The sequence below is a fragment of the Micromonospora sp. NPDC049201 genome (assembly GCF_055586805.1).
Genome location: NZ_JBVJHM010000003.1, coordinates 123,649 through 149,638, shown reverse-complemented (window position 1 = coordinate 149,638; position 25,990 = coordinate 123,649). Strand labels below are relative to the sequence as shown.

Annotated in this window: 28 protein-coding genes and 1 pseudogene; 21 read left to right on the top strand and 8 right to left on the bottom strand. The window is 73.7% G+C overall.

The genetic code is table 11. The annotated features are described in order from the left end of the window. Positions 1–34: 34 nt before the first annotated feature. From proS to ACZ6O5_RS07750, 12 genes are all read left to right on the top strand, one after another. Positions 35–1,441: a proline--tRNA ligase gene (proS, locus tag ACZ6O5_RS07805; RefSeq protein WP_465975268.1), complete on the top strand. Its 1,407-nt coding sequence runs from the start codon at positions 35–37 to the stop codon at positions 1,439–1,441. A 77-nt stretch (positions 1,442–1,518) separates the two neighbouring features. Further along, positions 1,519–2,166, top strand: coding sequence for a ribonuclease FAU-1 family protein (locus ACZ6O5_RS07800; protein WP_465975266.1), 648 nt, complete (start codon positions 1,519–1,521; stop codon positions 2,164–2,166). Positions 2,167–2,406: 240 nt separating this feature from the next. After that, positions 2,407–2,883, top strand: a complete 477-nt coding sequence (rpsP, locus tag ACZ6O5_RS07795; RefSeq protein ID WP_465975264.1) for a 30S ribosomal protein S16 — start codon at positions 2,407–2,409, stop codon at positions 2,881–2,883. A 1-nt stretch (position 2,884) separates the two neighbouring features. After that, positions 2,885–3,118, top strand: coding sequence for an RNA-binding protein (locus tag ACZ6O5_RS07790; protein WP_013732101.1), 234 nt, complete (start codon positions 2,885–2,887; stop codon positions 3,116–3,118). Then, a complete protein-coding gene (rimM, locus tag ACZ6O5_RS07785) occupies positions 3,118–3,657 on the top strand; it encodes a ribosome maturation factor RimM (RefSeq protein WP_465975262.1) in 540 nt (179 codons plus the stop codon). Before ACZ6O5_RS07790 ends, rimM begins: the two co-directional genes overlap by 1 nt. A gap of 13 nt (positions 3,658–3,670) precedes the next feature. Beyond that, positions 3,671–4,459 carry a tRNA (guanosine(37)-N1)-methyltransferase TrmD gene (gene trmD / locus ACZ6O5_RS07780; RefSeq protein WP_465975260.1) on the top strand — a complete coding sequence of 263 codons (789 nt, stop codon included), beginning with the start codon at positions 3,671–3,673 and terminating at the stop codon, positions 4,457–4,459. Positions 4,460–4,602: 143 nt separating this feature from the next. Further along, the gene (gene rplS / locus ACZ6O5_RS07775; protein ID WP_091064199.1) at positions 4,603–4,962 is read left to right on the top strand and encodes a 50S ribosomal protein L19; all 360 of its coding nucleotides are present in this window, start codon (positions 4,603–4,605) and stop codon (positions 4,960–4,962) included. Positions 4,963–5,133: 171 nt separating this feature from the next. Continuing rightward, on the top strand, positions 5,134–6,015 hold the full coding sequence (lepB, locus tag ACZ6O5_RS07770; RefSeq protein ID WP_465975257.1) for a signal peptidase I: 882 nt from the start codon (positions 5,134–5,136) through the stop codon (positions 6,013–6,015). Next, positions 6,012–6,644, top strand: coding sequence for a signal peptidase I (lepB, locus tag ACZ6O5_RS07765; protein WP_343442967.1), 633 nt, complete (start codon positions 6,012–6,014; stop codon positions 6,642–6,644). The genes lepB (ACZ6O5_RS07770) and lepB (ACZ6O5_RS07765) overlap by 4 nt, the downstream gene beginning before the upstream one ends. 46 nt (positions 6,645–6,690) lie before the next feature. After that, the gene (locus ACZ6O5_RS07760; protein WP_465975255.1) at positions 6,691–7,158 is read left to right on the top strand and encodes an NUDIX hydrolase; all 468 of its coding nucleotides are present in this window, start codon (positions 6,691–6,693) and stop codon (positions 7,156–7,158) included. Further along, positions 7,152–8,000, top strand: coding sequence for a ribonuclease HII (locus ACZ6O5_RS07755; RefSeq protein ID WP_396775192.1), 849 nt, complete (start codon positions 7,152–7,154; stop codon positions 7,998–8,000). The genes ACZ6O5_RS07760 and ACZ6O5_RS07755 overlap by 7 nt, the downstream gene beginning before the upstream one ends. Next, positions 7,997–8,320 carry a DUF2469 domain-containing protein gene (locus ACZ6O5_RS07750; protein WP_007075222.1) on the top strand — a complete coding sequence of 108 codons (324 nt, stop codon included), beginning with the start codon at positions 7,997–7,999 and terminating at the stop codon, positions 8,318–8,320. Before ACZ6O5_RS07755 ends, ACZ6O5_RS07750 begins: the two co-directional genes overlap by 4 nt. A 36-nt stretch (positions 8,321–8,356) precedes the next feature. Here ACZ6O5_RS07750 and ACZ6O5_RS07745 read toward each other — a convergent pair whose 3' ends face one another. Both ACZ6O5_RS07745 and ACZ6O5_RS07740 read right to left on the bottom strand, forming a co-directional pair. After that, positions 8,357–9,463 carry a sulfite oxidase gene (locus ACZ6O5_RS07745; RefSeq protein WP_465975253.1) on the bottom strand — a complete coding sequence of 369 codons (1,107 nt, stop codon included), beginning with the start codon at positions 9,461–9,463 and terminating at the stop codon, positions 8,357–8,359. After that, positions 9,460–10,110 carry an SAM-dependent methyltransferase gene (locus ACZ6O5_RS07740; RefSeq protein WP_465975251.1) on the bottom strand — a complete coding sequence of 217 codons (651 nt, stop codon included), beginning with the start codon at positions 10,108–10,110 and terminating at the stop codon, positions 9,460–9,462. The genes ACZ6O5_RS07745 and ACZ6O5_RS07740 overlap by 4 nt, the downstream gene beginning before the upstream one ends. A gap of 131 nt (positions 10,111–10,241) precedes the next feature. Between ACZ6O5_RS07740 and ACZ6O5_RS07735 the strand changes: the two are divergent. Next, positions 10,242–10,811 (top strand): annotated as a pseudogene (locus tag ACZ6O5_RS07735) (murein hydrolase activator EnvC family protein); the annotation flags it as partial. A gap of 33 nt (positions 10,812–10,844) precedes the next feature. Here the strand turns inward: ACZ6O5_RS07735 and ACZ6O5_RS07730 are convergent. The 5 genes from ACZ6O5_RS07730 to ACZ6O5_RS07710 form a co-directional block, all read right to left on the bottom strand. Next, positions 10,845–12,026 (bottom strand): aminotransferase class V-fold PLP-dependent enzyme, encoded by a 1,182-nt coding sequence (locus tag ACZ6O5_RS07730; protein WP_465975249.1) that lies wholly within the window; start codon positions 12,024–12,026, stop codon positions 10,845–10,847. 43 nt (positions 12,027–12,069) lie between these two features. Next, positions 12,070–13,101, bottom strand: coding sequence for a tyrosine recombinase XerC (locus tag ACZ6O5_RS07725; RefSeq protein ID WP_465975247.1), 1,032 nt, complete (start codon positions 13,099–13,101; stop codon positions 12,070–12,072). Positions 13,102–13,300: 199 nt separating this feature from the next. Beyond that, positions 13,301–14,509 (bottom strand): DNA-processing protein DprA, encoded by a 1,209-nt coding sequence (locus ACZ6O5_RS07720; protein WP_465975245.1) that lies wholly within the window; start codon positions 14,507–14,509, stop codon positions 13,301–13,303. Beyond that, positions 14,506–16,026: a YifB family Mg chelatase-like AAA ATPase gene (locus ACZ6O5_RS07715; protein ID WP_465975243.1), complete on the bottom strand. Its 1,521-nt coding sequence runs from the start codon at positions 16,024–16,026 to the stop codon at positions 14,506–14,508. The genes ACZ6O5_RS07720 and ACZ6O5_RS07715 overlap by 4 nt, the downstream gene beginning before the upstream one ends. 1 nt (position 16,027) lies before the next feature. Beyond that, positions 16,028–16,387: a YraN family protein gene (locus ACZ6O5_RS07710; RefSeq protein ID WP_281935668.1), complete on the bottom strand. Its 360-nt coding sequence runs from the start codon at positions 16,385–16,387 to the stop codon at positions 16,028–16,030. 224 nt (positions 16,388–16,611) lie between these two features. Here ACZ6O5_RS07710 and ACZ6O5_RS07705 point away from each other — a divergent pair, with 224 nt between their 5' ends. From ACZ6O5_RS07705 to ACZ6O5_RS07670, 8 genes are all read left to right on the top strand, one after another. After that, positions 16,612–17,709, top strand: coding sequence for a hypothetical protein (locus ACZ6O5_RS07705; RefSeq protein WP_465975241.1), 1,098 nt, complete (start codon positions 16,612–16,614; stop codon positions 17,707–17,709). A 257-nt stretch (positions 17,710–17,966) separates the two neighbouring features. Next, positions 17,967–18,893 (top strand): 30S ribosomal protein S2, encoded by a 927-nt coding sequence (gene rpsB, locus ACZ6O5_RS07700; RefSeq protein WP_465975239.1) that lies wholly within the window; start codon positions 17,967–17,969, stop codon positions 18,891–18,893. Between the two features lie 141 nt (positions 18,894–19,034). Beyond that, positions 19,035–19,862, top strand: coding sequence for a translation elongation factor Ts (gene tsf, locus ACZ6O5_RS07695; RefSeq protein WP_465975237.1), 828 nt, complete (start codon positions 19,035–19,037; stop codon positions 19,860–19,862). Positions 19,863–20,015: 153 nt separating this feature from the next. Continuing rightward, positions 20,016–20,783 carry a UMP kinase gene (gene pyrH / locus ACZ6O5_RS07690; RefSeq protein WP_036345766.1) on the top strand — a complete coding sequence of 256 codons (768 nt, stop codon included), beginning with the start codon at positions 20,016–20,018 and terminating at the stop codon, positions 20,781–20,783. Positions 20,784–20,872: 89 nt separating this feature from the next. Further along, positions 20,873–21,430, top strand: a complete 558-nt coding sequence (gene frr / locus ACZ6O5_RS07685) for a ribosome recycling factor (RefSeq protein ID WP_107155971.1) — start codon at positions 20,873–20,875, stop codon at positions 21,428–21,430. Between the two features lie 260 nt (positions 21,431–21,690). Then, positions 21,691–22,968 carry a phosphatidate cytidylyltransferase gene (locus ACZ6O5_RS07680; RefSeq protein WP_465975235.1) on the top strand — a complete coding sequence of 426 codons (1,278 nt, stop codon included), beginning with the start codon at positions 21,691–21,693 and terminating at the stop codon, positions 22,966–22,968. A 104-nt stretch (positions 22,969–23,072) separates the two neighbouring features. Next, on the top strand, positions 23,073–24,218 hold the full coding sequence (rlmN, locus tag ACZ6O5_RS07675; RefSeq protein ID WP_281935651.1) for a dual-specificity RNA methyltransferase RlmN: 1,146 nt from the start codon (positions 23,073–23,075) through the stop codon (positions 24,216–24,218). A 22-nt stretch (positions 24,219–24,240) separates the two neighbouring features. Next, positions 24,241–25,434 (top strand): DivIVA domain-containing protein, encoded by a 1,194-nt coding sequence (locus tag ACZ6O5_RS07670; protein ID WP_465975233.1) that lies wholly within the window; start codon positions 24,241–24,243, stop codon positions 25,432–25,434. Between the two features lie 91 nt (positions 25,435–25,525). On the opposite strand, the gene ACZ6O5_RS07665 is transcribed toward ACZ6O5_RS07670, so the two are convergent. Next, the gene (locus ACZ6O5_RS07665) at positions 25,526–25,750 is read right to left on the bottom strand and encodes a DUF2631 domain-containing protein (protein WP_107155975.1); all 225 of its coding nucleotides are present in this window, start codon (positions 25,748–25,750) and stop codon (positions 25,526–25,528) included. Positions 25,751–25,990 lie beyond the last annotated feature (240 nt).

Below are 25,990 nucleotides of genomic sequence, written 5' to 3'. Positions count from 1 at the left end.
GCGGCGACCCGCGCGACGCATAGGATGTGCGGTCATGGCACGCGTGCTCACTCCCCGTGCGGAGGACTTTCCCCGCTGGTACCAGGACCTGATCGCCAAGGCGAAGCTGGCCGACAACGGCCCGGTTCGGGGCACCATGGTCATCCGACCGGCCGGCTACGCCATCTGGGAGCGGATGCAGGCCGAGATGGACGCCCGGATCAAGGCGGCCGGCGCGGAGAACGCGTACTTCCCGCTCTTCATCCCGGAGAGCTACCTCAAGCGCGAGGCCGAGCACGTCGAGGGCTTCTCGCCGGAGCTGGCGGTGGTCACCCACGGCGGCGGCAAGCAGCTCGCCGAGCCGGTGGTGGTGCGCCCCACCAGCGAGACGGTCATCGGCGAGTTCATGGCCAAGTGGATCGACTCGTACCGGGACCTGCCGCTGCTGCTCAACCAGTGGGCGAACGTGGTCCGGTGGGAGCTGCGCCCGCGGATCTTCCTGCGTACCAGCGAGTTCCTCTGGCAGGAGGGGCACACCGCGCACGCCACCCGGGACGACGCCCGCGCCTACGCCCGGCGGATCCTGCACGAGGCGTACGAGGACCTGATGGTCAACGTGCTGGGCATCCCGGTGGTGGTCGGCCTGAAGACCGCCCGGGAGCGCTTCGCCGGGGCCACCGCCACGTACACGTGCGAGGGCATGATGGGCGACGGCAAGGCGCTCCAGCTCGGCACCAGCCACGAGCTGGGGCAGAACTTCGCCAAGGCGTTCGACATCAGCTACTCGTCGGCCGAGGGCGGCCGGCAGCACGCCTGGACCACCTCCTGGGGCACCTCGACCCGGATGCTCGGCGGGCTGATCATGGCGCACGGCGACGACAACGGGCTGCGGGTGCCGCCGAAGCTGGCGCCGGTCCAGGCGTACGTGATGGTGGTCAAGGACGGCGAGGGCGTGAGCGAGGCCGCGACCAAGCTGCGCGACGCGCTGCGTGACGCCGGTGTCCGGGTGGCGCTGGACGACCGCACCGACACCGCGTTCGGCCGCCGTGCCGTCGACGCCGAGCTGCGCGGTTACCCGGTCCGCGTCGAGGTCGGCCCGCGCGACCTGGCGGTCGGCAACGCGGTGGTGGTCCGGCGTACCGACGGCTCGAAGGCCCCCACGCCGGTGGCCGACGTGGTCGGCGCGGTGCTGGCCGCGTTGGAGGCCGACCAGCGGGCGCTGCACGACCAGGCGCTGGAGTTCCGCCGGTCCCGCACCGTCGAGGTGTCGACGCTGGCCGAGGCGATCGAGGCGTCCGCCACCGGTTGGGCCATGGTGCCCTGGTCGGCGGTGGGCGTGCCCGGTGAGGCCGAGGCGAACGCGCAGGGCGTCACCGTCCGCTGCCTGCTCCGCGCCGACGGCTCGGTGCCGGACACCGAGGACGAGCCCGACCTGGTCGCCATCCTCGCCCGCGCCTACTGAGGGGTGTAAGGAAGGGCCCCCTGTTAACGCATTCGGTAGAGGCGGGGCCCCCTCTTAACAAGTCAGGGATGGTGAGCGTGCGCTTCGAACCCGGCCGGCTGGTCCTGCACCGCAACGTGCGGCACGGGCGGATCGGGTGGGTCCGGACGGCCCGCGTCGTCTCCGACGACGAGCGTGGGCTGCTGCTCTGGGTGCCCCGCGACGCGCCGGTGGCGCACGAGGTGACCGCGGCCGGGTCGGGCATGCGCGCGGTGCCGTTCGCCGAGTGGATCGTCTCCTCGTACGCCCTGGCGGTCGGCACCTGGAACGGGCCGTCGGTGCTCAAGTTCCTGCCCGCCGGCGCCGCCCACTCGGTGTGGTGGTTCTCCGACGAGCGGGGCCGGTTCAAGAACTGGTACGTGAACCTGGAGGAGCCCGGCGTCCGCTGGGACGACGGCGCGGTGGCCGGGGTCGACATGGTGGACCAGGATCTCGACGTGGTGATCCACCCGGACCTGACCTGGGAGTGGAAGGACGAGGACGAGTTCGCCGAGCGGCTCGCCTTCCCGGAGCACTACTGGGTGACCGACGAGAAGGCGGTACGCGCCGAGGGGGAGCGGGTGATCCGGATCGCCGAGTCGGGCACGTTCCCGTTCGACGGGACGTGGTGCGACTTCACGCCGCCCGCGGAGTGGGACGTTCCGGACGAGCTGCCGCCCGGTTGGGACCGCCCGCCGGCGCGCTGAGGGTGTCCTTCGTCACGGCCCGGCCGGTCCGGGGCGCGCGGTCCGGGTCCGGTGCGAGCGTTCCGGGTCGGATCTGGCAGAATGGTCCGCTGGTATCCGGCACGCGTCCGGCGCCCTCTAACCCGGGCGCGTCGCCAGTTCACCGAGCAGTCTCCGGCCCAAACCCCACTGTGCCGGTCGGCGCTCACCCGCCACACCGCCCAGACGGGCCGGTGAGATCGCAACAGGAGCGAAACAACTGTGGCCGTAAAGATCCGGCTCCTGCGGATGGGCAAGATCCGCAACCCGCAGTACCGCATCGTCGTCGCCGACTCGCGCACCAAGCGTGACGGTCGCGCGATCGAGTTCGTCGGTGTGTACCAGCCGAAGGAGGACCCTTCGGTGATCGAGGTCCGGTCGGAGCGGGTCCAGTACTGGCTGTCGGTCGGCGCTCAGCCGAGCGAGGCCGTGCAGCGTCTGCTGGAGCTGACCGGTGACTGGCAGAAGTTCAAGGGCCTGCCGGCCCCGCCGCCGCTGAAGGTCGCCCCGGAGCGGGCCGACCGCAAGGCGGCGTACGAGGCCGAGGCGAAGGCCGCCGCCGGTGTGGCGGACACCCCGGCCAAGCCGGCCAAGAAGGCCGCCAAGACGGAGGCCGCGAAGCCCGAGGCCGAGGCGCCGAAGGCGGAGGAGCCGAAGGCCGAGGCGCAGACCGGCGCCGAGACCGGCGAGCAGGCCTGACATGGCACTGCGTCCCGCCCTGGAGCACCTGGTCAAGGGGATCGTCGACCACCCGGATGACGTCCGGGTGCGGATGGTCGATTCCCGTCGGGGCAAGCGGCTCGAGGTCCGCGTGCACCCGGAGGATCTCGGCACGGTGATCGGGCGGTCCGGACGGACCGCCAAGGCGCTGCGCCAGGTGATCGGCTCCATCGGCGGACGTGGGGTACGCGTCGACATCGTCGACTCGTACTGATGCTTCTCGTCGTCGGCCGGATCGGCAAACCGCACGGCATCCGCGGTGAGGTCACCGTGGAGGTGCGGACCGATGAGCCCGAAGCACGCTTCGCCCCCGGTTCGGTGCTGGTCACCGAGCCGGGGGTGGTGCCCGCCGAGCCCGGCGCCTGGCGGGTGCCACCGACGCTGACCGTGGAGTCGGCGCGCTGGCACCAGGGTCGCCTGCTTGTCGTGTTCGCCGGCGTGGTGGGTCGTGACGTCGCCGAGGCGTTGCGCAACACGCTTGTCGGCGTGGACAGCGCCGACGTCGCCGAGCCGGACGACCCGGAGGAGTTCCACGACCACCAGTTGGTCGGGCTCGCCGTGGTCACCCGGGGCGGGGAGCGGCTCGGCGAGGTGGACCGCGTCGACCACGCCCCTGCCTCCGACCTGTTGGTGGTGCGGCGTCCGGCGGGAAGTCCCGTGCTCGTTCCGTTCGTCAAGGCGATCGTGCCCGAGGTGGATCTCGCCGGCGGTCGCGTCGTCGTCGACCTGCCCGGCGGTTTGCTCGACCTCTAGCTGGAGCCACCGCATGCGCGTCGACATCGTGTCGATCTTCCCGGAGTACTTCGCCCCGCTGGACCTCTCGCTGATCGGCAAGGCCCGGGCGAACGGGCTGCTGCGGCTGGCCGTACACGATCTGCGGACCTGGACCCACGACGTGCACCGCACGGTGGACGACACGCCCTACGGCGGCGGCCCCGGCATGGTGATGCGGCCGGAGCCGTGGGGTGAGGCGCTGGACGCGCTGGCCCCCGACGAGCTGAGCCCGGACGGCCACACGCTGCCCCGGCTGCTCGTCCCGTCGCCGGCCGGCGTCCCGTTCACCCAGGCGATGGCGCACCAGCTGGCCGCCGAGTCGCACCTGCTCTTCGCCTGTGGCCGATACGAGGGCATCGACCAGCGGGTGCTCGACCACGCGGCGGCCCGGATGCCGGTGACCGAGGTCTCGCTCGGCGACTACGTGCTGTTCGGCGGCGAGGTCGCCGTGCTGGTCATCCTGGAGGCGGTCACCCGGCTGCTGCCGGGGGTGCTCGGCAACGCCGGCTCGCTGGACGAGGAGTCGCACGCGCACGGGCTGCTGGAGGCGCCGCTCTACACGAAGCCGGCGACCTGGCGTGACCTCGACGTGCCCGAGGTGCTGCGCTCCGGCGACCATGCCCGGATCGCGCGCTGGCGACGCGACGAGGCGCTGCGGCGCACCGCGGCCCGTCGCCCCGACCTGGTCGGCGCGCTGCCCCCGGAGAGCCTGGACCAGCGGGACCGGGCGGCGCTGGACCGGGGTGGGTCTCAGACCCCGCCGGGGCATGTGGCAAAGTAGAGGGGTTGCCGCATCCGCTCACGCCGTGGGCGGCTGCGAGGACCCCCGACCGGGGCCGGCGTCGCCGGTCACCACCCGGGGGTCAGAATCACCCGTTCGCGCATCGACTGACGATGCGCCGTGAGCCTCACGAGGACGCAGCGATGAACATCCTGGACGCCCTTGACGCCCAGTCGAAGCGCGCCGACCTGCCCGACTTCCGTGCCGGTGACACCGTCAAGGTGCACGCGCGGGTCGTCGAGGGCAGCCGGTCCCGGGTCCAGATCTTCCAGGGCGTGGTCATCCGTCGCCAGGGTGACGGCCTGCGCGAGACCTTCTCGGTCCGCAAGATCAGCTTCGGTGTCGGCGTGGAGCGGACCTACCCGCTGAACAGCCCGGGCATCGACCGGATCGAGATCGTGACCCGCGGTGACGTGCGGCGCGCCAAGCTCTACTACCTGCGCGAGCTGCGCGGCAAGAAGGCCAAGATCAAGGAGCTGCGGGAGAAGCAGCCGGCGAACTGATCGACTTTCGCCACGCCGCCCGAGCTGCGCGGATGTCGTATCGACCGGATCGCATTACCCTGGTCGGTACGGGCGCAGCCGGACGGCGCGAAGCGGTCCACTGCCGCCCGTGGGGTCTTCGAGGAGACTCCCGGGCGGTAGTGTCGTTTTCGCGGCGATCCGGAGAGTGGCATGGTGCAGATGCTTGACGAGGACGGCACCGTCGATCCCTGGCGCCGGCGGTCCCGGCGTTCCCGACGGCAGATGCCGCTCTGGCAGGAGTTGCCGCTGCTGCTCGTCGTGGCGTTCTGCCTCGCGGTGCTGATCCGCACGTTCCTGCTCCAGGCCTTCTTCATCCCGTCCGGGTCGATGGAGAACACGCTGCTCATCGGCGACCGGGTGCTGGTCAACAAGGTCGTCTACGACATGCGCGACCCGGTCCGCGGCGAGGTCGTGGTGTTCCGGGGCACCGACCGCTGGGTCGCCCAGGAGGCGCCGGCCCCGCCGACCAACCTCGCCGGCAAGGTCGGCCGCACGCTCGGCGACCTGGTCGGGGTCAGCCGCCCCGGTGAGAAGGACTTCATCAAGCGCGTCATCGGGGTGCCGGGCGACAAGGTCTGGTGCTGCGACGACGGCCGCGTCGTGGTCAACGGCACGCCGCTGGAGGAGCAGGCGTACGTCTCCGAGGACTCCCCGGTCGACCTGCCGCCCAACCCGAAGGAGTGCCGCTCCCGGCAGTTCACCGAGGTGGTGGTGCCGCCGGGGCAGATCTTCGTGATGGGTGACCACCGACTGGTGTCGCAGGACGCCCGCTGCCAGGGGCCGGTGCCGATCGACAACGTGGTCGGCCGGGCCTTCATGATCGTCTGGCCGTCCGAGCGGTGGACCAGCCTGCCCGTACCCAAGACGTTCTCGGACCTGCCCCGCGCGGACGCCGCGCCGGCCCGTCCGGTCCCGATCGATCCCGACCCGCTGGGGGGTGTCGTCCTGATTCTTCCGGTCGCGGCCACGCTGGCCGTTCTCCCGGGTTCGGGGCGACTGCGCCGCACCGGTGGACGTAGGCTCCTCCCGTGATTGACGAGCAGACCGAAAAGCCGCGCAGCTCCTTCTGGAAGGAACTGCCCATCCTCCTGGGTGTGGCGATCCTGGTCGCAGTGCTGGTTCGTGCCTTCGTGCTGCAGACCTTCTTCATTCCGTCCCCGTCCATGGAGAACACCCTCGCGATCGACGATCGGGTGCTGGTCAACAAGCTGGTCTACGACTTCCGCTCGCCGCACCGCGGTGAGGTGATCGTCTTCAAGGCGCCCACCGAGTGGAGCGGCAACCCCGACGGCGAGGACTTCATCAAGCGGGTGATCGGCGTCGGGGGCGACCACGTGGTCTGCTGCGACCGCACCGGCGGCCAGGAGCGGCTGGTCATCAACGGCAAGCCGATCGACGAGCCGTTCGTCTTCCCCGGCAACAAGCCCGCCGACCAGGACTTCGACATCACCGTGCCGAAGGGTCGGCTGTGGGTGATGGGCGACCACCGGGAGGCGTCCGGCGACTCGCTGGAGCACTGGCAGCAGTCCGGTGAGGACATCACCGAGGCCACCATCCCGGAGGGCGAGGTCGTCGGCCGGGCCTTCACCATCTTCTGGCCGGTCGACCGGGCCACCTGGCTCACCGTGCCCAAGCAGTTCGACGGCATCCCCAATCCCTGACCGGAGCGCGTGGTCGTTCGTCGGAGGCGTCTGGCAGGCTGGTGCGGTGACCGTCTACACCCCTCGTCGCGCGGCCCGGGTGCTGCTGATCGACGCCGCCGGCCGGGTGCTGCTGTTCGAGGGCAGCGATCCGGGCCGGCCGGGGCACCGCTACTGGTTCACCCCCGGCGGCGGGCTCGACCCGGGGGAAAGCCCGGCGCAGGGCGCGGCGCGGGAGCTGGCCGAGGAGACCGGCCTCCGGCTGGCCCCGGCCGAGCTGGGCGCGCCGGTCTGGTCGGAGACCGTCGAGTTCCCGTTCGACGGCGTCTGGTACCGCCAGGAGCAGGAGTTCTTCCTCGTCCGGGTGCCCGGGTGGGAGGTCGACACCGCCGGCTTCGACGACATCGAGCGGGCCAGCGTGCACGGGCACCGCTGGTGGGTGGTGACCGACCTGGCCGCCACCACCGAGCGCTACTACCCGCCGGACCTGCCCGACCGGCTGGGCCGGGTGCTGACCGGGGGTGGCACGTGCTGACCCCGCCGCGCACCGTGGTGCGCCGCGACGGCGGCCTCTACGCGTTGGAGCGGGCGCTGCAACGGCGCGGCTTCCGGCACGTGGCGGGCGCCGACGAGGCCGGCCGGGGCGCCTGTGCCGGGCCGCTGGTGGCCGCCGCCGCGGTGCTGCCCGAGGGGCGGCGCGGTGAGATCGACGAGCTGGCCGACTCGAAGCTGCTCACCCCGGCGGCCCGCGAGCGGGTCTACCACGAGGTGGTGGCCCGGGCCCTGGCGTACGCCGTGGTGATCATCCCGGCCGAAGAGGTCGACGCACGCGGGCTGCACGTGTGCAACCTGGCCGCGATGCGCCGCGCGCTCGCCTCGCTCGACACCCGGCCGGACTACGTGCTGACCGACGGCTTCGGGGTGGACGGGCTCGACGTGCCCGGGCTGGCGGTCTGGAAGGGCGACCGGGTGGCGGCCTGCGTCGCGGCGGCGAGCGTGCTCGCCAAGGTCACCCGGGACCGCATCATGGTGGAGCTGGACGGGCGTTTCCCGGGCTACGGCTTCGCCGAGCACAAGGGCTACATCACCGCGGAGCACAGCGCGGCGCTGCGGGAGCGGGGGCCCTGCCGGGAACACCGGTTCTCGTACGTGAACGTGGCGGCCGTCTCCGGGCGGGACGGCCGGCCGCCGCGGGCCCGCCGCCCGGCCGGCGGGGAGCCGACGGCACCGCTCACCGGTCGTGGGGCCGGGGGGCGGGACGAGCCGATGGAGCACTCCGGCCCGCCAGGGGGTACCGTCGGCGTGGCGTTGGGCGAGCAGCCTCGACCTCCGGTGTCGGTGGGGGAAGATGTGGTCATGGAAGGCGGAGTGCGATGAGCGCGGAAGATCTCGAGAAGTACGAGACCGAGATGGAGCTGCAGCTCTACCGGGAGTACCGCGACATTGTCCGTCAGTTCTCCTACGTGGTGGAGACCGAGCGCCGTTTCTACCTGGCGAATCAGGTGGACCTGCACGTCCGCAACTCCGACGGTGAGGTCTACTTCGAGGTCGAGATGCACGACGCCTGGGTGTGGGACATGTATCGTCCTGCCCGTTTCGTCAAGAACGTCCGAGTAATGACGTTCAAGGACGTCAATGTGGAAGAGCTCGAAAAGCCCGACATCTCGCTTCCCGCGGATTCGGGCTTCGGCGGCTGAGCCGGGCGGGCCGAACCGCCCGCCGCCGGCCGCCGATCACTCCGCCGGCACGACCACCTCGACGCGCTGCACCAGGTTGTTCGCGAACCCACCCCGGTTCCACGGCTGCTCGACCGGCTGGGTCCGCCCCGAGGCGTCCGTCGCCCGCGCCCCCAGCACGTACCGCCCCGGCGTCGCCGTCCACGCCACCGACCACCGGCGCCACGCCCACCCGCCCCCGGTGGGCTCGTCCAGACGCGCCGGCGTCCAGGTGTCGCCGCCGTCGAACGTCACCTCGACCGACGTCACCGGCGCGTGCCCCGACCAGGCGCGACCGTCCACCGTGCACGGCCCCGGCCGCAGCACCCGCGTGCGGGACATGAAATCCGGGAACCCGGGCGGACGCACCAGCGCGCGGGGCTCGATCCGGGTCACCGGCACGCCCGGGTCGACGGCGTCGGTCCGCAGCCGGTAGGCCACCGCGTTCTGGTAGCCGTCGAACGGCTCCGTCGTCACCCGGATGTCGCGCAGCCACTTGACGTGCGCCATGCCGTACCAGCCGGGCACGATCAGCCGCAGCGGGGCGCCGTGCTGCGGCAACAACGGAGCGCCGTTCATCTCGTACGCCAGCAGCACCTCCTCGCGCAGCGCGTCGGGCACCGGCAGCGCGCGTTGGTAGTCCTGCTCGACGCCGCGCTCCACCCCGTGGTCGGCGCCGGTGAACACCACGTCGACCGCGTCGGCGGACAGGCCGGCCTCGCGCAGCAGCGGAGCCAGCGGGGTGCCCGTCCACTCGGCGTTGCCCACCGCCTCCACCAGCCAGGGCTGGCTGACCGGCCGAGGACGCAGCAACGCCCGCCCGTTGCCGGCGCACTCCAGCGTGACCTGCCGGGTGACCCGGGGCCGGGCGCGCAACGTCGCCAGGTCCAGCCGGAGCGGGCGCTCGACCGCCCCGGACACGGTCAGCGTGTGCCCGGCCGGGTCGACGTCCGGGATGTCGTAGTGGATGAGCAGGTAGTGCAGGCCCGCCGGCGTCACGTCGTACCGCAACGCCTCCAGCGGGATGCCGTGGTTGCGCGCGGCGAGCTGAAGCTCCTCGACGCTGATCGCCTCGTCCGGCCCGGCGACCCGCGAGGGGCGGCTGACGTCGTCCACAGAGGTCATCGCTGCTCCAACTCGTCGTACCCCACGAACTCGAACATCCGCACCCCCGGGGCGAGCGGCCGGGGCGGGCCGGTGAAGCGGTGCGCGCCGACCCCCACCCCGTCGGCCGGGCTGCTCACCGCCACCGGCACGAAGCCCTCCTCGGCGAACCAGTCGCAGATGACCGGCACCAGGTCCGGCTCCCGCCGGTGCCGGGTCCACAGCACCGTGCCGCCGGTGGCGCAGAGTGACGCACAGTGTCGCACCGTCGACCGGATGTCGTCGTCGTCGATATTGCCGAAGATGCCGCAGGCCAGCACCAGGTCCGCCGGGACCAGGTCGGCGTAGCGGTCGGTCGGGGCCGCGTCGCCGGTGACCACCTCCACACCGGTCAGCCCCGCCTCGGCGGCGGCCCGGCGGGCCGGATCGGTGTTGCGCGGATCCAACTCGACCAGGCGGGCGGTCACGTCCCGGCCCCGGGGATGGGTGGCGAGCACCGGGATCAGGTCGCGTCCCTGGCCGGCGCAGAGGCTGATCGCGCGCAGCGGGCCGGGCGGCGCCGCGTCCAGCGCCTCGACGATCCGGAGCCGCACCTCGACGAGCCGCCGGGACAGCGCCGAGTCGGGTTGGTCGTAGTCGCGGTGCCAGGCGTGCCAGTCCTTCGTCACGCGGCCAGCATAGGCGGATCCGCCATAGCAGATCCGTCCCGAGTTCGGGCGTCGTCCACAAGCGGGTGTCCGTCCACAGCGTCGTCCGCGAGCGGTGGCCGGACGCCGGGTGCGCGGGCAGAGTGCGCGGCATGGCTACCCCGATCGGTCGCGCCGGTTCGGCCGTGCTGCTGGTGCTGCTCCTCACGCCGGGCCCGTCCGCCGAGCCGCCGCACCGCCCGGCCCCGGCCGGCGCCGCACCGCCGGTCGGTCGACCGGTGCCGGCGGCCAGGGTGCCGGGAACCGGTGCGGCGGCACGTTTTCGGTGGCCGTTGCCGGGCCCACCCCGGGTGGCCCGGCGGTTCGACCCGCCACCCCGGCCCTGGCTGCCCGGGCACCGGGGCGTGGACCTCGTCGCCGCACCGGGTGCCGAGGTGCGCGCCGCCGGAGCGGGCACGGTCCTCTTCGCCGGCGAGGTGGCCGGCCGGCCGGTGCTCACCGTCGGGCACGGTGACGGGCTGCGCACCACCTACGAGCCGGTCCGCTCCCGGCTCGCGGCCGGCACCCGGGTCGACGCCGGCACCCCGGTCGGCGAGCTGCTCGCCGGGCACCCCGGCTGTGCCGCCGCGGCCTGCCTGCACTGGGGACTGCGCCACGGTGACGACTACCTGGACCCGCTCGCCCTGCTCGGGCTGGGCCGGGTCCGACTCCTCCCACTCGACCCGACGCCGGCCACGCCGGGCCGACCTGGGCGCTCAGCCCTGGGCGAGCAACGCGGGCAGCCGCACCGCCAGCCGGTCGTACTCCTCCGGAGTGTTGTAGACCTGGCCGCACAGCCGCAGGTAGCCCCGACCGTTCCAGCCGGCCACCGACACCTCGGCGGCCAGCCGGTCCGCGATCCGGGCCCGCAGCGCCCGGGCCGCGTCCAGCGTCGTCGCGACGCCGGGCGGCAGCGGCACGAGGCGCATGGCGACCGCCGGTCCGCCGGGCGCCGGCAGCCGCTCCGGCGCCACTCCGAGCGCGTCCCCGACCACCCGTTGCCCGTACGCGGCCAGCGCCGCGTTGTGCGCGCGCACCCGGTCCACGCCGAGGCTGCGCAGCGTGAACACGCCGACCGGAGCGGCCAGCCAACCGGTGTAGTCGTCGGTGGCCTGCCACTCGACCCGGGTGGGGAACCCGCTGCCCTGCTCCCACGAGACGACGAGCGGCTGGATCCGCTCCCGCCACGGCTCCGCCACCACCAGCGCGGCGGTGCCGCGCGGCGCGTACGCCCACTTGTGCAGGTTGCCGACCCAGAAGTCGGCGCCGACCGACGCTACCGTGGCCGGCAGCATGCCCGGCGCGTGCGCCGCGTCCACCAGCACCGGCACCCCCCGTTCCCGGGCCACCGCGACGAGCGCCGCCGCCGGGAACAGCCGGGCGGTCGGCGAGGTGAGCTGGTCGACGATCAGTAACCGGGTCCGCCCGGGGCGCAGCCCGGCCCGGACGATCTCGACGATCTCCTCGTCGGTGGCCGTCAACGGCACCGGCAGGGTCCGGGACACCGCCCCGGTCCGCTCGCACTCCCGGGCCACCGACAGGGCGACCGCGCCGTACCCGTGGTCGGTGGTCAGCACCTCGTCGCCGGGGCGCAGCACCAGCGACTGCAACACCACGGCCGCGCCGGTGGTGGCGTTGCCGACCAGGGCGGTGCCGTCCGGGTCGGCGCCGAGGAAGGTGGCCAGGTGCCGCCGGGCGTGGGTGATCCGGTCGACCAGGCCCTGGCCGAAGAACCGCATCGGGTTGGCCTCCATCTCGTCGCGCAGCCGCTGCTGGGCGCGCTGCACGACGACCGGCACGGCACCGTACGAGCCGTGGTTGAGGTGGCTGACGGACGGGTCGAGGGAGAAGAGCAGCCGAGCCCCGGGAATCGGCTCGGGCGGCTGCGGCACCGTCATCCGTCGATGGTAGCCCGCCGTGGATCACCGCCGGCCGGTTCCGTCAGGCCCGTGGGTGCGCCTGCCGGTAGGCCGCCCGCAGCCGCTCGACCGAGACGTGTGTGTAGATCTGCGTGCTGGCCAGTGACGAGTGCCCGAGCAGTTCCTGCACGGCGCGCAGGTCCGCGCCGCCTTCGAGCAGATGGGTGGCGGCCGAGTGGCGCAGCCCGTGCGGGGTCACCCGCGGCACGCCGGCCGCCGTGGTCCAGCCGGCCACGATCCGCCGGGCGGTGGTCGGGTTCAGCCGTCCGCCCCGGGCCCCGAGCAGCAGCGCGCGGCCGGAGCCGGGCCCCACCAGGGCGGGCCGGCCGGCGTCGAGCCACGCGTCCAGGGCGCGCTGCGCCGGGACCCCGTACGGCACCGCCCGCTCCCGGCCGCCCTTGCCCAGCACGCGTACCACCCGGCGGGCCTGGTCGACGTCCGTGACGTCCAGGCCGCACGCCTCGCTGATCCGCACCCCGGTGCCGTAGAGCAGTTCGAGCAGCAGCCGGTCCCGCAGCAGCACCGCCTCCGGCGCCCCGGCCCCGTCGCTCGCCCCGGCTCCGTCGTCTGCGTCGGCATCTGTCTCGGCGGGCAGTCCCGTGTCCCGGTCGGCGGCCTCGGCGGCCCGTGCCGGGGCCTCCATCAGAGCGGCGGCCTGATCGGCGCGCAGCACGGTGGGCAGGTCCCGGCGGGCCCTGGGGCTGGCCAGCGGCGCGGCGACGTCACCGGGAAGCAGGCCGGCCCGGTGCGCCCAGGCGCTGAAGGTCCGGGCGGCGGCGGCCCGCCGGCCCAGCGTCGTCCGGGCGGTCCCCATGGTCCGCTGCCGGGCCAGCCAGCTGCGCAGCACCGCGAGGTCCAGCTCGGGCAGGTCGGCGCAGCCCATCCGCGCCGCGTGGTCCAGCAGTGAGACCACGTCCGTGACGTACGCCCGGACGGTGTGCGCGGAGCGGTTCCGCACCCGGGACAGGTGGTCGGCGAAGTCGTCCACCGCCGCACGCATGGCGGTGGGCAGCGCCGCGTGGAGGTCGCGGGTACCGCCGCGTCGTCCGCTCATGCCCACCTCGTCGTCGATCCCGCGCCGGCGGGGGCCCCGTGGTCGGGATGAGCCTACGGGCACCGGGTGAGCCGCTCGGGTACCGACAGGCGGACGCGTACTCCCCGCCGCAGTCCGTCGTACGGTCCGTCCACCGTGGCCTGCCGGACGCGATCCGGGGTCTCGTCGCGGAGCTGGAGACCGGGGAGTGGGAACGTGGTCACCCGTCTCCGGTCCGGGCGTTCGCCCGCCTGACGACCGCCGGCGGGGGAGCCAACGCGTACCCGCCGTCACGGCGCACCACGAGGTGCAGTTCCTCCAGCAGCGACAGCTTCCGCATGGCCGTCCGGATGTCCACGCCGGCCCGGGCGGCCAGCGCCTCCAGCCCGATCACGCCGCGGCGCGGAAACGTCTCCACCAGCAGCGTGGACTCGTCGTCGAGTTGGTCGGTGGGCCGGCTCGGCCCGCGTACGGGCGGGGCGAGGTCAGCGCCGATCCGACCCACCTCCTCCAGCACGTGTGCCACGCCGGTGACCAGGCGGGCCCTCGGCTCCTCGCGAAGGATCTCGTGGGCGCCGACGGACATGGCCGACGTGACCGGACCCGGAACGACCATGGTCGGGCGGTTGAGGGCGAGCGCCCGTCTCGTCGTCTGGGTCGCCCCGCTGCGGGCGGACGCCTCCACCAGCACGGTGCCGACGGTTCCGGCGGCGATCACGCGATTCCGGATGAGGAACCGAGGACGCAGGGGCTCCGCCCCGGGCAGCCATTCGCCGAGCAGCAACCCGGACTCGGCGATCCGGTCGAAGAGCGCGGCGTTACCCATCGGGTAGGGCCGGTCGATCCCGCACGCCAGTACGCTCACCGTCACCCCGCCGGCGTTCAGCGCGCCTCGGTGCGCCGCCGCGTCGACGCCGAAGGCACCCCCGGAGACCACGGTCCAGCCCCGGTAGGCGAGACCGTAGCCGAGTTCGGTCGCCACGTGCAGGCCGTACGCGGTCGCGGCCCGGGCGCCGACCACGGCCACGGAACGCTCCAGGGATTCGTCCAGTCGCGGGGCGCCGCGTAACCACAGGCACAGCGGCGGGGCGGTTTCCAGGTCCACCCGCCGGCTGGCGTCGGGCAGCCGGAGACGGCACAGGTCGGCGAGTCGAACCGGCCACTCGGCGTCCTCCGGGCAGATGACGCGGGCACCGAGCCGTTCCGCGCGGGCCAGCGCGTCGGCGGCGACGCCGCGTGCGTCACCGCCGGCGCGGCGGGCCGCCACGGTGGCGCGGAGCCGGTCATCGGGTGCGCCGCCGTCGAGCAGCAGGTCCAGCGTGGCGATCGGGCCGATCGAGTCCACCAGCCGGTACACGGTCCAGGTGCCGGGCTCGGCGAGCCAGGTCAACGCCAGCCGGGCGAGCAGCCGCTCCTCCCCGGTGCTCATGCGGCCGCTCCCGTCCTGAGTTGGAGGGCCTCCAGCACGTCCTGCCGGTCCGGGCGTGCTCGCCCGTCCAGGTCGGCGACGGTCCAGGCCATCCGGATGACGCGATCGAAGCCGCGTGCGGAGATCGATCCGGAGTCCAGCCGGGCGCGTAGCTCAGCGGTGTCGTCGGCGGGGAGCCGCCACGGTGGACGACGGAGGAGCGGCCCCGGTATCTCGGCGTTGAGCCGGTGCCCGGTGCCGGCCCACCGGTCCGCGGCGGCTCGTCGGGCCGCGGCGACGCGGGCGGCGACCGTCGACGAGGACTCGCTCACGGTCACCGTCTCCATCAGCTCCGCCGCGGTCACCGGCATCAGTTGCACCTGCACGTCGACCCGGTCGAGCAGTGGCCCCGAGAGCCGGCCGAGGTAGCGCCGCCGGGCCTGCGGGGCGCACTCGCAGTCGGCGTCGCCGGACGGCTTCGCGCAGGGGCAGGGGTTGGCGGCCAGCACCAGTTGGGAACGGGCCGGGTACTCAACGGCGCCCCGGGTGCGGGCGACCCGGACCCGGCCGCTCTCCAGCGGCTGGCGCAACGCCTCCAGCGCGCCCTTGCTGAACTCCGGCGCCTCGTCGAGGAAGAGCACGCCCCGGTGGGCCAGCGACACGGCGCCGGGCCGGGCCAGCCCGGAGCCTCCGCCGACCAGCGCGGGCACCGTGGCGGTGTGGTGCGGCGCCTGGAACGGTGGGCGGCGCAGCAACCCGCCGCCGGGCGGCAGCAGGCCGGCGATCGAGTACAGCGCCGTCACCTCCAGGGCGGCCTCGTCGTCCAGCGCGGGCAGGATCGACGGCAGTCGTTCGGCGAGCATGGTCTTGCCGGCCCCAGGCGGGCCGAGCAGGGCGAGGTGGTGGCCGCCGGCGGCGGCGATCTCCAGTGCCCGCCGGCCGAGGGGCTGCCCGGCGACGTCGCTGAGGTCGGGACCGGTGCGCGCGCCGGCCGGCGGCGGCTCCGGTGAGGCGAGCAGTGGCACGCCGCCGCGGACGTGCGCGACGAGCCGGTGCAGCGTGTCGACCCCGTGCACCCGTACGCCGGGGATGACGGCGGCCTCCGCGGCGTTGCCGGCGGGCACCACGACGCGCGGGCAGCCGGCCCGGGCGGCGGCGGCGACCATGGGCAGGGCGCCCCGGACCGGGCGGACCGCGCCGTCGAGACCGAGTTCGCCGAGGACGACGGTGCCCTCCAGGGCGACCGGCGGTAGTTCGCCGGAACCGGCGAGCACGGCGACGGCGATGGCGAGGTCGAACGCGGAACCGTACTTGGGCAGGGTGGCGGGGAGCAGGTTGAGTGTGATCCGCCGGTTGGGCCACTTCTGGCCGGAGTTGACGATGGCGGCGCGAACCCGGTCGCGGGCCTCGTGCAGCGCGGTGTCCGGCAGGCCGGAGATGAGCACCGCCGGCAGGCCGGGCGCGAGGTCGGCCTCCACCTCGACCACCTGCCCGGACACGCCGGCCAGCCCGACGCTGAGGACCTTGGCGTAGCCCATGTCAGAACGCGCCCCGGAGGTGTTCCACGCGGGCGTGGCCGGCGGCCGGCAACCGGACCGAGAGCACGTCGAAACGGACCTCGTCGGCGGTGGTGCCGGTCTCGGCGAGCCAGCGGGCGGCCAGGCCGCGCAGCCGGCGTGCCTTGGCCCGGACCACGGCCTCGGCGGGGGAGCCGTACCGCTCGGTGCGCCGTGTCTTCACCTCGCAGAAGGCGAGGACCGGCCCCTCCCAGGCGATGATGTCGATCTCCCCGTCGGGGCAGCGCCAGTTGCGGGCGATCGGGCGTAGCCCGGTCTCGATCAGGTGCCGCAGCGCGCACCGCTCGCCGTAGGCGCCGACGGCCTGGTTCCGGTTCGTCATGCCGGTCAGGATGCGACCGACGGGCGTGGTCGTGCGGCGCTGCCGCCGCCGGCCTGTGGACGAGGGTGGGGTTGTGGACGGGCACCCGATCTCGCGCCCCATCTGCTAAAGGGACGACTCGCGAGGACACGCTCCGTGATCGCGCGACGACCGGACGGTGTGGGGATGAGCTGCGGTGACGCTCCGGCCGACCCGAATGGCGTGGCTGGTGCCGGTCGCATACCGTGCCCGTCGTGGACGGACGACGGAGCTATCCCGAGGATCAGCAGGAACCGCGGTGGGGCGACCGCGGGTACGAGTCGGACTGGCGAGCCGCGGGCGAGCCGCGCTACCGCGACGACGACTACCGCGCCCCGGAGCAGCGGGCGGGCGAGGGTCGGTACGCGGACCCGGGTCGGTACTCCGCCGCCGATCCGCTTGTCGACGACACGAGTGGTTGGCGGTCACAGCGACCGGACGACCCGGAGGTCTCCGGCGAACTGCCGGGGCGGGCCGGCCGGCGCGCGGCCCGCGAGGCGGCGGCCGGGCAGGGGGACGACCGGCTCGGCGCGGTGTCGCGCAGCGGCGTCGACGCGCTCGGCACCGCGTCGCGCGGCGCGCCGGACCCGCTCGGGTCGCGCGGAACCGACGCCCTCGCCGGGGGCGCCGACCCGGCCCGACCCGCCTCGTTCGGGAGTTTCGGTGCGGACGCCCCGGCCGGAGGCGCGGTTTCGGCCGGTCCGGCCTCGTTCGGGGGGTTCGGCGCGGATGCCCCGGCCGGGAGCGGCGATCCGGCCCGCCCGGGCCCGCTCGGCGGCTACCCGATCGTGGAGACCGGCCGGTCGGCGGAGCCCGCCACGGCCGGCGGGACGCAGATCTCGGTGGGCGGCCGGCCGAGCCCGGGTGCGGCCACCTCGCTGACCATCGGCGAGCGCCCGACCGCCCCGGCCGAGCCGACGGCGCCGGTGAACCCGCTGGAGATGCCGACCGGCCCGATGCCGGCGGTCGTGCCCCGGTCGGACGGGCCGCCGCCCGGTGACGGCGTCTACCGGACCCGGCGCCCGGCGTTGGCGGTGCTGCTGGCCGCGCTCGTGCTGGTGCTGGAGGTGCCCGCGTTGCGGGTGCTGCTGCACGGGCTGGTGGGTGACCCGGTCTCCACGTCGCACGTCGTGGTGGGCACGTTCCTGGTGGTCGGGCTGCCGATCTTCGGCGCCGGGCTGTACGGCCTGCGCACCGGTGGGCTCGCGCTGGCCGAGGGCAGCCGCGGCTGGCTCCGCCCGCCGACCGCGTACCTGACCGTCGGCCTGGTGCTCTTCGTCGCCGCCGCACTCGCGGCCCGCTGACCGCCGGCGTGCTCGCGGCCCGCTGACCGCCGGCGACCGCGTACCCCGGGGTCGGGGGGCGGAGACGGCGCGTACACTGGTCAACTGGCGACCGCCTCGCGCGGTCGACCTCGCGTGCCCTCTCCATGGTCATTCCGTGGAGCGACGGCCTCCCTGGTCCCGGTCCTTCGTCCGGGCCCACCCTGGCCGGCGACCGGGCGCCAGGCGTCCGGCCGCCGGCCGGACGGACAACCAGGGACAAAGTAGGAGTACCCACCATGGCCGTCGTGACCATGCGTCAGCTGCTGGAGAGCGGTGTGCACTTCGGGCACCAGACCCGGCGCTGGAACCCGAAGATGAAGCGCTTCATCTTCACCGAGCGCAACGGTATCTACATCATCGACCTGCGCCAGACCCTCGACTACATCGAGAAGGCGTACTCGTTCATCCGCAGCACCGTCGCGGGCGGCGGCAGCATCCTGTTCGTCGGCACCAAGAAGCAGGCCCAGGAGGCCATCGCCGAGCAGGCGACCCGGGTCGGCCAGCCGTACGTCAACCACCGCTGGCTCGGTGGCATGCTGACCAACTTCCAGACCGTGTACAAGCGGCTCCAGCGGATGAAGGAGCTCGAGGCCCTGGGTGACCTGAGCGGCACCGCCGCCGGTTACACCAAGAAGGAGACCCTCCAGCTCTCCCGCGAGAAGATCAAGCTCACCAAGACCCTCGGTGGCCTGCGGGACATGCAGAAGCTCCCGGCCGCGGTCTGGATCGTCGACACCAAGAAGGAGCACATCGCCGTCGACGAGGCCCGCAAGCTGGGCATCCCGGTGATCGCCGTGCTGGACACCAACTGTGACCCGGACGAGGTCGACTTCCCGATCCCGGGCAACGACGACGCCATCCGCTCGGCCGAGCTGCTGACCAAGGTCGTCGCCGCGGCCGTCGCCGACGGTCTGATCGCGCGTTCCGGCCGTGGCCGGGGCGGCGACGAGAAGCCCGAGGCGGGCCAGGTCGGCGCCGACGAGCCGCTGGCCGAGTGGGAGCGCGAGCTGCTCGAGGAGCCGAAGAAGGCCGACGAGCAGCCGGCGACCGCCGCCGCCGCCGAGCAGCAGCCCGCCGCTGCCGCCGCCGAGCAGCAGCAGCCGGCCGCCGCCGAGGAGCCGAAGAAGGCTGACGAGCAGCCGGCGACCGCCGCCGCGGAGTGATCGCACCGTCGCGTCCCCGCCGGCCGGTTCTGCGCCGGTCGGCGGGGCGCGGCGGACACACCGGGCGACACCGGCCCGGTTCCGGGTAACCGGCAGTCAGACCATCCCACCGCAGTAGTCACAGACACCGAAGAGAGAGTCATGTCCAACTTCACCGCCGCGGACGTCAAGAAGCTCCGGGACCTCACCGGCGCCGGCATGATGGACTCCAAGAAGGCGCTGACCGAGGCCGAGGGCGACTTCGACAAGGCCGTCGAGATCCTGCGCATCAAGGGCGCGAAGGACGTGGGCAAGCGGGCCGGTCGCACCGCCGCCAACGGTCTCATCGCCCACTCCGGCCAGGCGCTGCTCGAACTCAACTGCGAGACCGACTTCGTCGCCAAGAACGACGCCTTCATCGCGCTGGCCCAGCAGCTGGTCGAGCACGGCGTGACCAGTGGCGCCACCAACGCCGAGGAGCTGCTCGCCAGCACCATCGACGGCAAGACCGTCGCCGACCTGGTCCAGGAGCAGTCCGCCAAGATCGGCGAGAAGCTGGTGCTGAACCGCTTCGCCAAGCTCGACGGCACCACCGCGGTCTACCTGCACCGCAAGAGCCAGGACCTGCCCCCGGCGGTCGGCGTGCTGGTGCAGTTCTCCGGCAAGACCGACGAGGCGGGCGACGCGGACGCCCGGGGCGTCGCGATGCAGATCGCCGCGATGCGGCCGAAGTACCTCACCCGGGACGAGGTGCCCGCCGAGACGGTCGAGTCCGAGCGGCGCATCGCCGAGCAGACCGCCCGCGAGGAGAACAAGCCCGAGGCTGCGCTCCCGAAGATCGTCGAGGGCCGGGTGAACTCCTTCTTCAAGGACTTCGTCCTGCTGGAGCAGGCCGCGGTCGCCGACAACAAGAAGACCGTCAAGCAGGTGCTGGCCGAGGCCGGCATCGAGGTGACCCGCTTCGTGCGGTTCGAGGTCGGCCAGGCCTGAGCCGCCACCCGGGCCCGCGGGCCCGGGCAGCGAGAACGTGGACGAGGAGGCCGCCGGTGTACGCGACAGGCACCGCGGCCTCCTCGTCACATAGGGTCGGCAAGGGCAGGTACGCGACGCTCGCGCGGTGCGCGGGGAGAAGGGGCGGGGCGGATGACGCAGGTTGTGAGTGACCGGAGCCTGGCGGCGGATGACCCGACCGCCCCTCCGCCCGGCCGGTCCCGTCGGGTGGTGCTGAAGCTGTCCGGCGAGGTCTTCGGCGGCGGCGCGATCGGCGTCGACCCGGACGTGGTCCAGGGCATCGCCCGGCAGATCGCCACCGTGGTTCGCCGCGGCGTGCAGGTCTCCGTGGTGGTCGGCGGCGGCAACTTCTTCCGCGGCGCCGAGCTGCAGAAGCGCGGCATGGACCGCGCCCGCGCCGACTACATGGGCATGCTGGGCACGGTGATGAACTGCCTCGCGCTCCAGGACTTCCTGGAGAAGGAGGGCATCGAGACCCGGGTGCAGAGCGCGATCACCATGGCCCAGGTCGCCGAGCCGTACATTCCCTTGCGCGCGATCCGGCACCTGGAGAAGGGTCGGGTGGTGATCTTCGGCGCCGGCGCCGGGATGCCGTACTTCTCCACCGACACGGTGGCCGCCCAGCGCGCGCTGGAGATCCGCGCGGACGTGGTGCTGATGAGCAAGAACGGCGTGGACGCGGTCTACACCGCCGACCCCCGGATCGACCCGACGGCGAGCAAGCTCGACTCGATCACCTTCTCCGAGGTGCTGCGTCGCAACCTGCGGGTCGCCGACGCCGCCGCGTTCAGCCTCTGCATGGAGAACGGCCTGCCGATGCTGGTCTTCGGCGCCCAGGGTGACGACACGATCGTCCGCGCCGTCGGCGGTGAGAAGATCGGCACGCTGATCACCGCCTGACCGGCCCCGGCCCACCCGGACCGGCAGCGGTCCTCTGCCACAGCCCCAGCACAGCCCACGACGAGCGACAGAAGGAGGCGAGGAGACCGGTGATCGACGACACCCTCCTCGAGGCGGAGGAGAAGATGGAGCGTGCCATCGAGCACGCCAGGGAGGAATTCGGCGGGATCCGCACCGGTCGCGCCAACGCCGCCATGTTCTCCCGGATCGTCATCGACTACTACGGCAGCCCGACCCCGCTGCCGCAGATGGCGTCCATCGCGGTGCCCGAGCCGCGTATGGTGATCATCAAGCCGTACGACACCTCGCAGACCAATGCGATGGAGAAGGCGATCCGCGACTCGGATCTCGGGGTGAACCCGAACAACGAGGGCAACCAGCTGCGCATCGTGCTCCCGCAGATGACCGAGGAGCGGCGGCGCGAGATGATCAAGGTCGCCCGGCAGAAGGGCGAGGAGGCGAAGGTCGCCGTCCGTAACATCCGCCGCAAGGGCAAGGAAGAGCTGGACCGCCTGGTCAAGGACGGCGAGGTCGGCGAGGACGAGGGCCGGCGCGCGGAGAAGGACCTGGACGACCTGACCCAGCGCTTCGTCGGCACCGTGGATGAAATGATCAAGCACAAGGAGAGCGAGCTGCTCGAGGTCTGAACGGCCCGCGCACTCCGTCACGGCACCGCGCCGCCGTCGCCCGGCACCCCGGGCGGCGGCCCGGTGCCGTCGTCGTGCCCGGCCGGCGTCCACCCTCGACGCGGGCCGGTTGCAGTAGGCTCGGCACGATTCCCGACCACCACCGGGTGAACGGCGGGGATCGCCCGGCCGTCGGTCGGTCAACAGGAAGTCTCACGCCGGTAGGGGATGGTCTTGGTCTTGCGTCATGAGGTGGCTTTCGTACCGTCTGCCGGTGCGTGATGTCCCACCCCGACCCCTACGGCAGCACCGAGCCGCGCGGCTGGGACCGCTCGGCCCCCGCCCTGCCCTGGCCGGAGACCGGCCTGGAGCCCGGCCCGTGGCGGCGTCCCGCCCCCGGCCCGGACGCCTTTCCCGACGCGGAGGCGTACGCCGGGCCGGTCACCGACGCGTACCCGCTGGATCAGCGGCACCACGACGCGCCGTGGCCGCCCGACGGCCCCCCGGCCGCGCCGCGTGGCCGGCGGGACGAGCCCGGCCCCGGCGACCGCGGCCCGGCGGGCGACGACCGGCCGGACGACGACTACCCCACCGCGCAGATCGCCCCGGTCCGCGACGAGCTCACGGTCCGTGACGACCCCGCGGTACGCGACGAGCCCGCGCCCGAACCGCCGGCCGGTCGCCGGTCGAAGGGGCGTCGACGGGCGAGCGCGGACCGCCCCCCGACCACCGCGCCGCCGGCGTCCCGGGCGGGCCGCAACCTGCCGGCGGCGATCGGCGTCGGGGCGGCCCTCGGCGCGGCGATCGTGGTGCCGCTCTTCTTCTTCCTGCCGGCGTTCCTGGCCGTGCTCGCCGCCGCGGTGGCGATCGGCATCTGGGAGATGGCGCGGGCGGTCCGCCGCAGCGGCGCCCACCCGCCGCTGGTGCCGCTGGTCGCCGGTGGCGTGATCATGGTCGGGCTGGCCTGGTTCGCCGGCCCGGACGCGCTCTGCCTCGGGCTGCTGGTCACCGTGCTGGGCACGATGATCTGGCGGCTCGGCGACGGCCCCGGCAACTACCAGCGTGACCTGACCGCGGCCACGCTGATCGCGGTCTACGTGCCCTTCCTCGCCGGCTTCGCGGCCCTGCTCGCCGCCGCGCCCGACGACGGTCACCTGCGGGTGCTGGTCACGCTGGTGGCGGTGGTGCTCTCCGACACCGGTGGGTACGCGGCCGGGGTGGCCTTCGGCAAGCGCCCGATGGCCCCGAAGATCAGTCCGAAGAAGTCGTGGGAGGGCTTCGCCGGCTCGGTCACCGCCGCCGCGGCGGGCAGCGCGCTGCTGCTGTGGCTGCTGTTCGACGTGGCCCCGTGGTGGGGCGCGCTGTTCGGGATGGCGATGTCCTGTGCGGCGGTGCTCGGCGACCTCGCCGAGTCGATGATCAAGCGCGATCTGGGCGTCAAGGACATGAGCAACCTGCTGCCCGGCCACGGCGGCCTGATGGACCGGCTCGACTCGATCCTGTTCGCGGTGCCGACGGCGTACCTGCTGTTGGCGGTCTTCGTGCCGGTGGTGAGCTGAGGGATGGATCACGTCGTCGCCACGCCCCCGACCGGCCGGTCGGGGGCCATTCGGTGCCGGTGGACAGGTGCGTCCGGCTCGGCGCGTGTCAGACTGGACGCGCCATGACGAGCCTCCCGCTGATCTCCGTAGACCCCGACGCCCGCGGCCGCCGGCCCGCGATGCCTCCCCGCCACCTCGCCGACCTCGACCTGCCGGGCCGGCAGGCGCTCGTCACCGAGCTGGGCGAACCGGCGTTCCGCGCCAAGCAGGTGTCGAATCACTACTTCGGCCGCCTGGTCCGTGACCCGGAGCGGATGACCGACCTGCCGGCGGCGACCCGGGAGCGGCTGGCCGGCACGTTGCTGCCCACGCTGCTCACCCCGGTCCGCGAGCTGGCCTGCGACGACGGCGCCACCCGCAAGGCGCTCTGGCGGCTGCACGACGGCTCGCTGGTGGAGAGCGTGCTGATGGGTTACCCGGACCGGGTCACCGTCTGCATCTCCAGCCAGGCCGGCTGCGGCATGGCCTGCCCGTTCTGCGCCACCGGCCAGGCCGGGCTGACCCGCAACCTCTCCACCGCGGAGATCGTCGACCAGGCCGTCTACCTGGCCGGCGTGGCCGCCTCCGGTGCGGTGGCCGGCTCGCCGCCGAGGCTGTCGCACGTGGTGTTCATGGGCATGGGTGAGCCGCTGGCCAACTACGCGCGGGTGGTGGCGGCGATCCGCCGGCTGGTCGCGCCGGCCCCGGAGGGGCTCGGCCTGTCCCAACGGCACATCACCGTCTCCACGGTCGGGCTGGTGCCGGCCATTCGGCGGTTGGCCAGCGAAGACCTCTCCGTGACCCTTGCGTTGTCGCTGCACGCCCCCGATGATGAGCTGCGCGACGAACTCGTCCCGGTCAACCAGCGCTGGAAGGTGTCCGAGGTGCTGGACGCGGCGTGGGACTACGCGGCTACGACGGGGCGTCGCGTGTCCATCGAATACGCGATGATCAAGGACGTGAACGACCAGCCGTGGCGGGCCGACCTGCTCGGGCGGCTGCTGGCGGGCAAGCTGACCCATGTGAACCTGATCCCGCTCAACCCGACTCCGGGCAGCCGCTGGGACGCCAGCCCGAAGCCGGTCGAGCGGGAGTTCGTCAGGCGGTTGCGCGACGCCGGCGTGTCCACCACGGTGCGGGACACCCGGGGGCGCGAGATCGACGGGGCGTGTGGGCAGCTCGCCGCCGCCGAGGACACCGACAGCGACCCCCGCGCGGCAACGGCGTAGCGGTACGAGACCAGGAGACACAGTGGCGAGTCAGGGTCAGCGTTTCCGGCGGAAGGCGCTCCGTCGGGGATACAAGGTCGACGAGGTGGACGCCTTCCTGGACCGGGTCGAGGCGACCCTCGACGGCCAGCCGGTCGGTGCGCCCGTCGCGTCCCGGGAGGTCCACGACGTCGTCTTCCGGGTCCGGTTCAACGGCTATGACGAGTGGCAGGTCGACCTGCACCTCGACCGGGTCGAGCGGCAGCTCGCCGAGCTGGAGGACCGCGCCGGCGCCCCCGGTGGGCGCGGCGGCGATCCCCGGATGGCCGACCGGCTCGGCCCGCCGATGCGCGACGACCGTGGACTGTCCCCGGTGCCGCAGCCGCCGATGCCGCCCCGGCAGATGCCGGCCCAGGCCGGCCCGCCCGTCGACCGCTACGGCAACCGCTACGACGAGCCGACCGGCGCGTTCGCCGGTGGGTACGACGGCCCGCGTGGCGGCTACGACGCGCCGCGCGGCCCGGCCGGTCCCGGTCCGATGGGCCCCGGGCCGGGTGCCCCGATCGGGCACGGCGGACCGCCGCCGCGCAGCCTGCCGCCCGGTCCGGGCGGCTACGGTCAGGACACCGGTCCGGGCGGCTACGGCCAGGACACCGGTCCCGGCGGCTACGGCCAGGACACCGGTCCCGGCGGCTACGGCCAGGACAAGGGCCCGGGTGGGTACGGCGGCCCGAGCGACCGCTTCGACGGCTTCGAGGCCGGCCGGCACGGTCGGGCCGACATGACCGCGGAGATCCGGATGCCCGAGCGGGACCTGCGGGAGCTGCGTGGGCGCGGCCCGGCCGGCCCGCCGGCGTTGCCGCAGCAGGGCTACGGCCCGCCGGACCAGGGTTACGGCGGCGGCCCCTCGATGACGGGCCCGCCGCTTGTCGGTCCGCCGGCCGCCGGCCCGCCGATGGTGGGCCCGCCGATGGCCGGCCCGCCCGGCAGCGACCTGCACCGGGTCGACCAGATCCGGCGCGGCTTCCAGGTCCGTCGGTTCGGTAGCGGGTACGACCCGGACCAGGTCGACCGGTTCTTCGACACGCTGCTCGGCGGCATGCAGGGGCGCAACCCGATGCCGGTGAACCCGAAGGAGCTGGACACGCTGCGCTTCGGGCTGGTGCCCGGCGGCTACTTCGAGGCGGAGGTCGACGCCGCGCTCAAGGACGTGCAGGACATCCTGCTCGGCCGCTGAGCCGCACCCGACGACGCACCGACGACGCACCGACGACGAAGGGCCCGCCCCCGAGGGGACGGGCCCTTCCGCGTACCGCTGGTGCCGGGTGTCAGGACCGCAGGCCGTTGCGGCGCAGCACGGCGTCGCCGATGACGATGGCGAGCAGCAGCGCGGCGATCCCGAACAGCCAGATGTGCTCCACCCGGCCCTCCTCGGTGCCGCAGAGCGCCATCAACACCAGGGCCACCGCCGACACCACCGCACCGATCCGTCCGGACCTGCGGTGCCCGGGCCTGTGCTGGTCTGGCGCGGTTACCGGCTCGTCTCCTGCCACTGTCGGTCCTTCCCTCGCGATCGGATCTCCGGTTAGTCTGGCACGCCGCGTGCCGAGCCCGGCGCAGGGTCCGACCCGACGCGGTCGGACGACCCGCACGGGCGACCGGCGGCCGGCGCGACGGTGGGCGGATCGGCCCGGGCCGTTGGACCTGTTCCGCGGGGGCCGGCCGGCACTGTGGGCGTCGCGGGACGACGACCACACTGTCTCCGGTAGCGTCTTGTCGTACGCCTGATGCCT

Bases quoted from the DNA above. Each gene is read 5' to 3' on its own strand.
- pyrH (WP_036345766.1), top strand. From the start codon at position 20,016: ATGACGCAGGTTGTGAGTGACCGGAGCCTGGCGGCGGATGACCCGACC.
- proS (WP_465975268.1), top strand. From the start codon at position 35: ATGGCACGCGTGCTCACTCCCCGTGCGGAGGACTTTCCCCGCTGGTAC.
- rplS (WP_091064199.1), top strand. From the start codon at position 4,603: ATGAACATCCTGGACGCCCTTGACGCCCAGTCGAAGCGCGCCGACCTG.
- ACZ6O5_RS07750 (WP_007075222.1), top strand. From the start codon at position 7,997: ATGAGCGCGGAAGATCTCGAGAAGTACGAGACCGAGATGGAGCTGCAG.
- rimM (WP_465975262.1), top strand. From the start codon at position 3,118: ATGCTTCTCGTCGTCGGCCGGATCGGCAAACCGCACGGCATCCGCGGT.
- ACZ6O5_RS07725 (WP_465975247.1), bottom strand. From the start codon at position 13,101: ATGAGCGGACGACGCGGCGGTACCCGCGACCTCCACGCGGCGCTGCCC.
- ACZ6O5_RS07715 (WP_465975243.1), bottom strand. From the start codon at position 16,026: ATGGGCTACGCCAAGGTCCTCAGCGTCGGGCTGGCCGGCGTGTCCGGG.
- ACZ6O5_RS07680 (WP_465975235.1), top strand. From the start codon at position 21,691: ATGTCCCACCCCGACCCCTACGGCAGCACCGAGCCGCGCGGCTGGGAC.
- lepB (WP_465975257.1), top strand. From the start codon at position 5,134: ATGGTGCAGATGCTTGACGAGGACGGCACCGTCGATCCCTGGCGCCGG.
- ACZ6O5_RS07745 (WP_465975253.1), bottom strand. From the start codon at position 9,463: ATGACCTCTGTGGACGACGTCAGCCGCCCCTCGCGGGTCGCCGGGCCG.
- tsf (WP_465975237.1), top strand. From the start codon at position 19,035: ATGTCCAACTTCACCGCCGCGGACGTCAAGAAGCTCCGGGACCTCACC.
- ACZ6O5_RS07710 (WP_281935668.1), bottom strand. From the start codon at position 16,387: ATGACGAACCGGAACCAGGCCGTCGGCGCCTACGGCGAGCGGTGCGCG.
- trmD (WP_465975260.1), top strand. From the start codon at position 3,671: ATGCGCGTCGACATCGTGTCGATCTTCCCGGAGTACTTCGCCCCGCTG.
- ACZ6O5_RS07730 (WP_465975249.1), bottom strand. From the start codon at position 12,026: ATGACGGTGCCGCAGCCGCCCGAGCCGATTCCCGGGGCTCGGCTGCTC.
- ACZ6O5_RS07720 (WP_465975245.1), bottom strand. From the start codon at position 14,509: ATGAGCACCGGGGAGGAGCGGCTGCTCGCCCGGCTGGCGTTGACCTGG.
- ACZ6O5_RS07790 (WP_013732101.1), top strand. From the start codon at position 2,885: ATGGCACTGCGTCCCGCCCTGGAGCACCTGGTCAAGGGGATCGTCGAC.
- rlmN (WP_281935651.1), top strand. From the start codon at position 23,073: ATGACGAGCCTCCCGCTGATCTCCGTAGACCCCGACGCCCGCGGCCGC.
- rpsB (WP_465975239.1), top strand. From the start codon at position 17,967: ATGGCCGTCGTGACCATGCGTCAGCTGCTGGAGAGCGGTGTGCACTTC.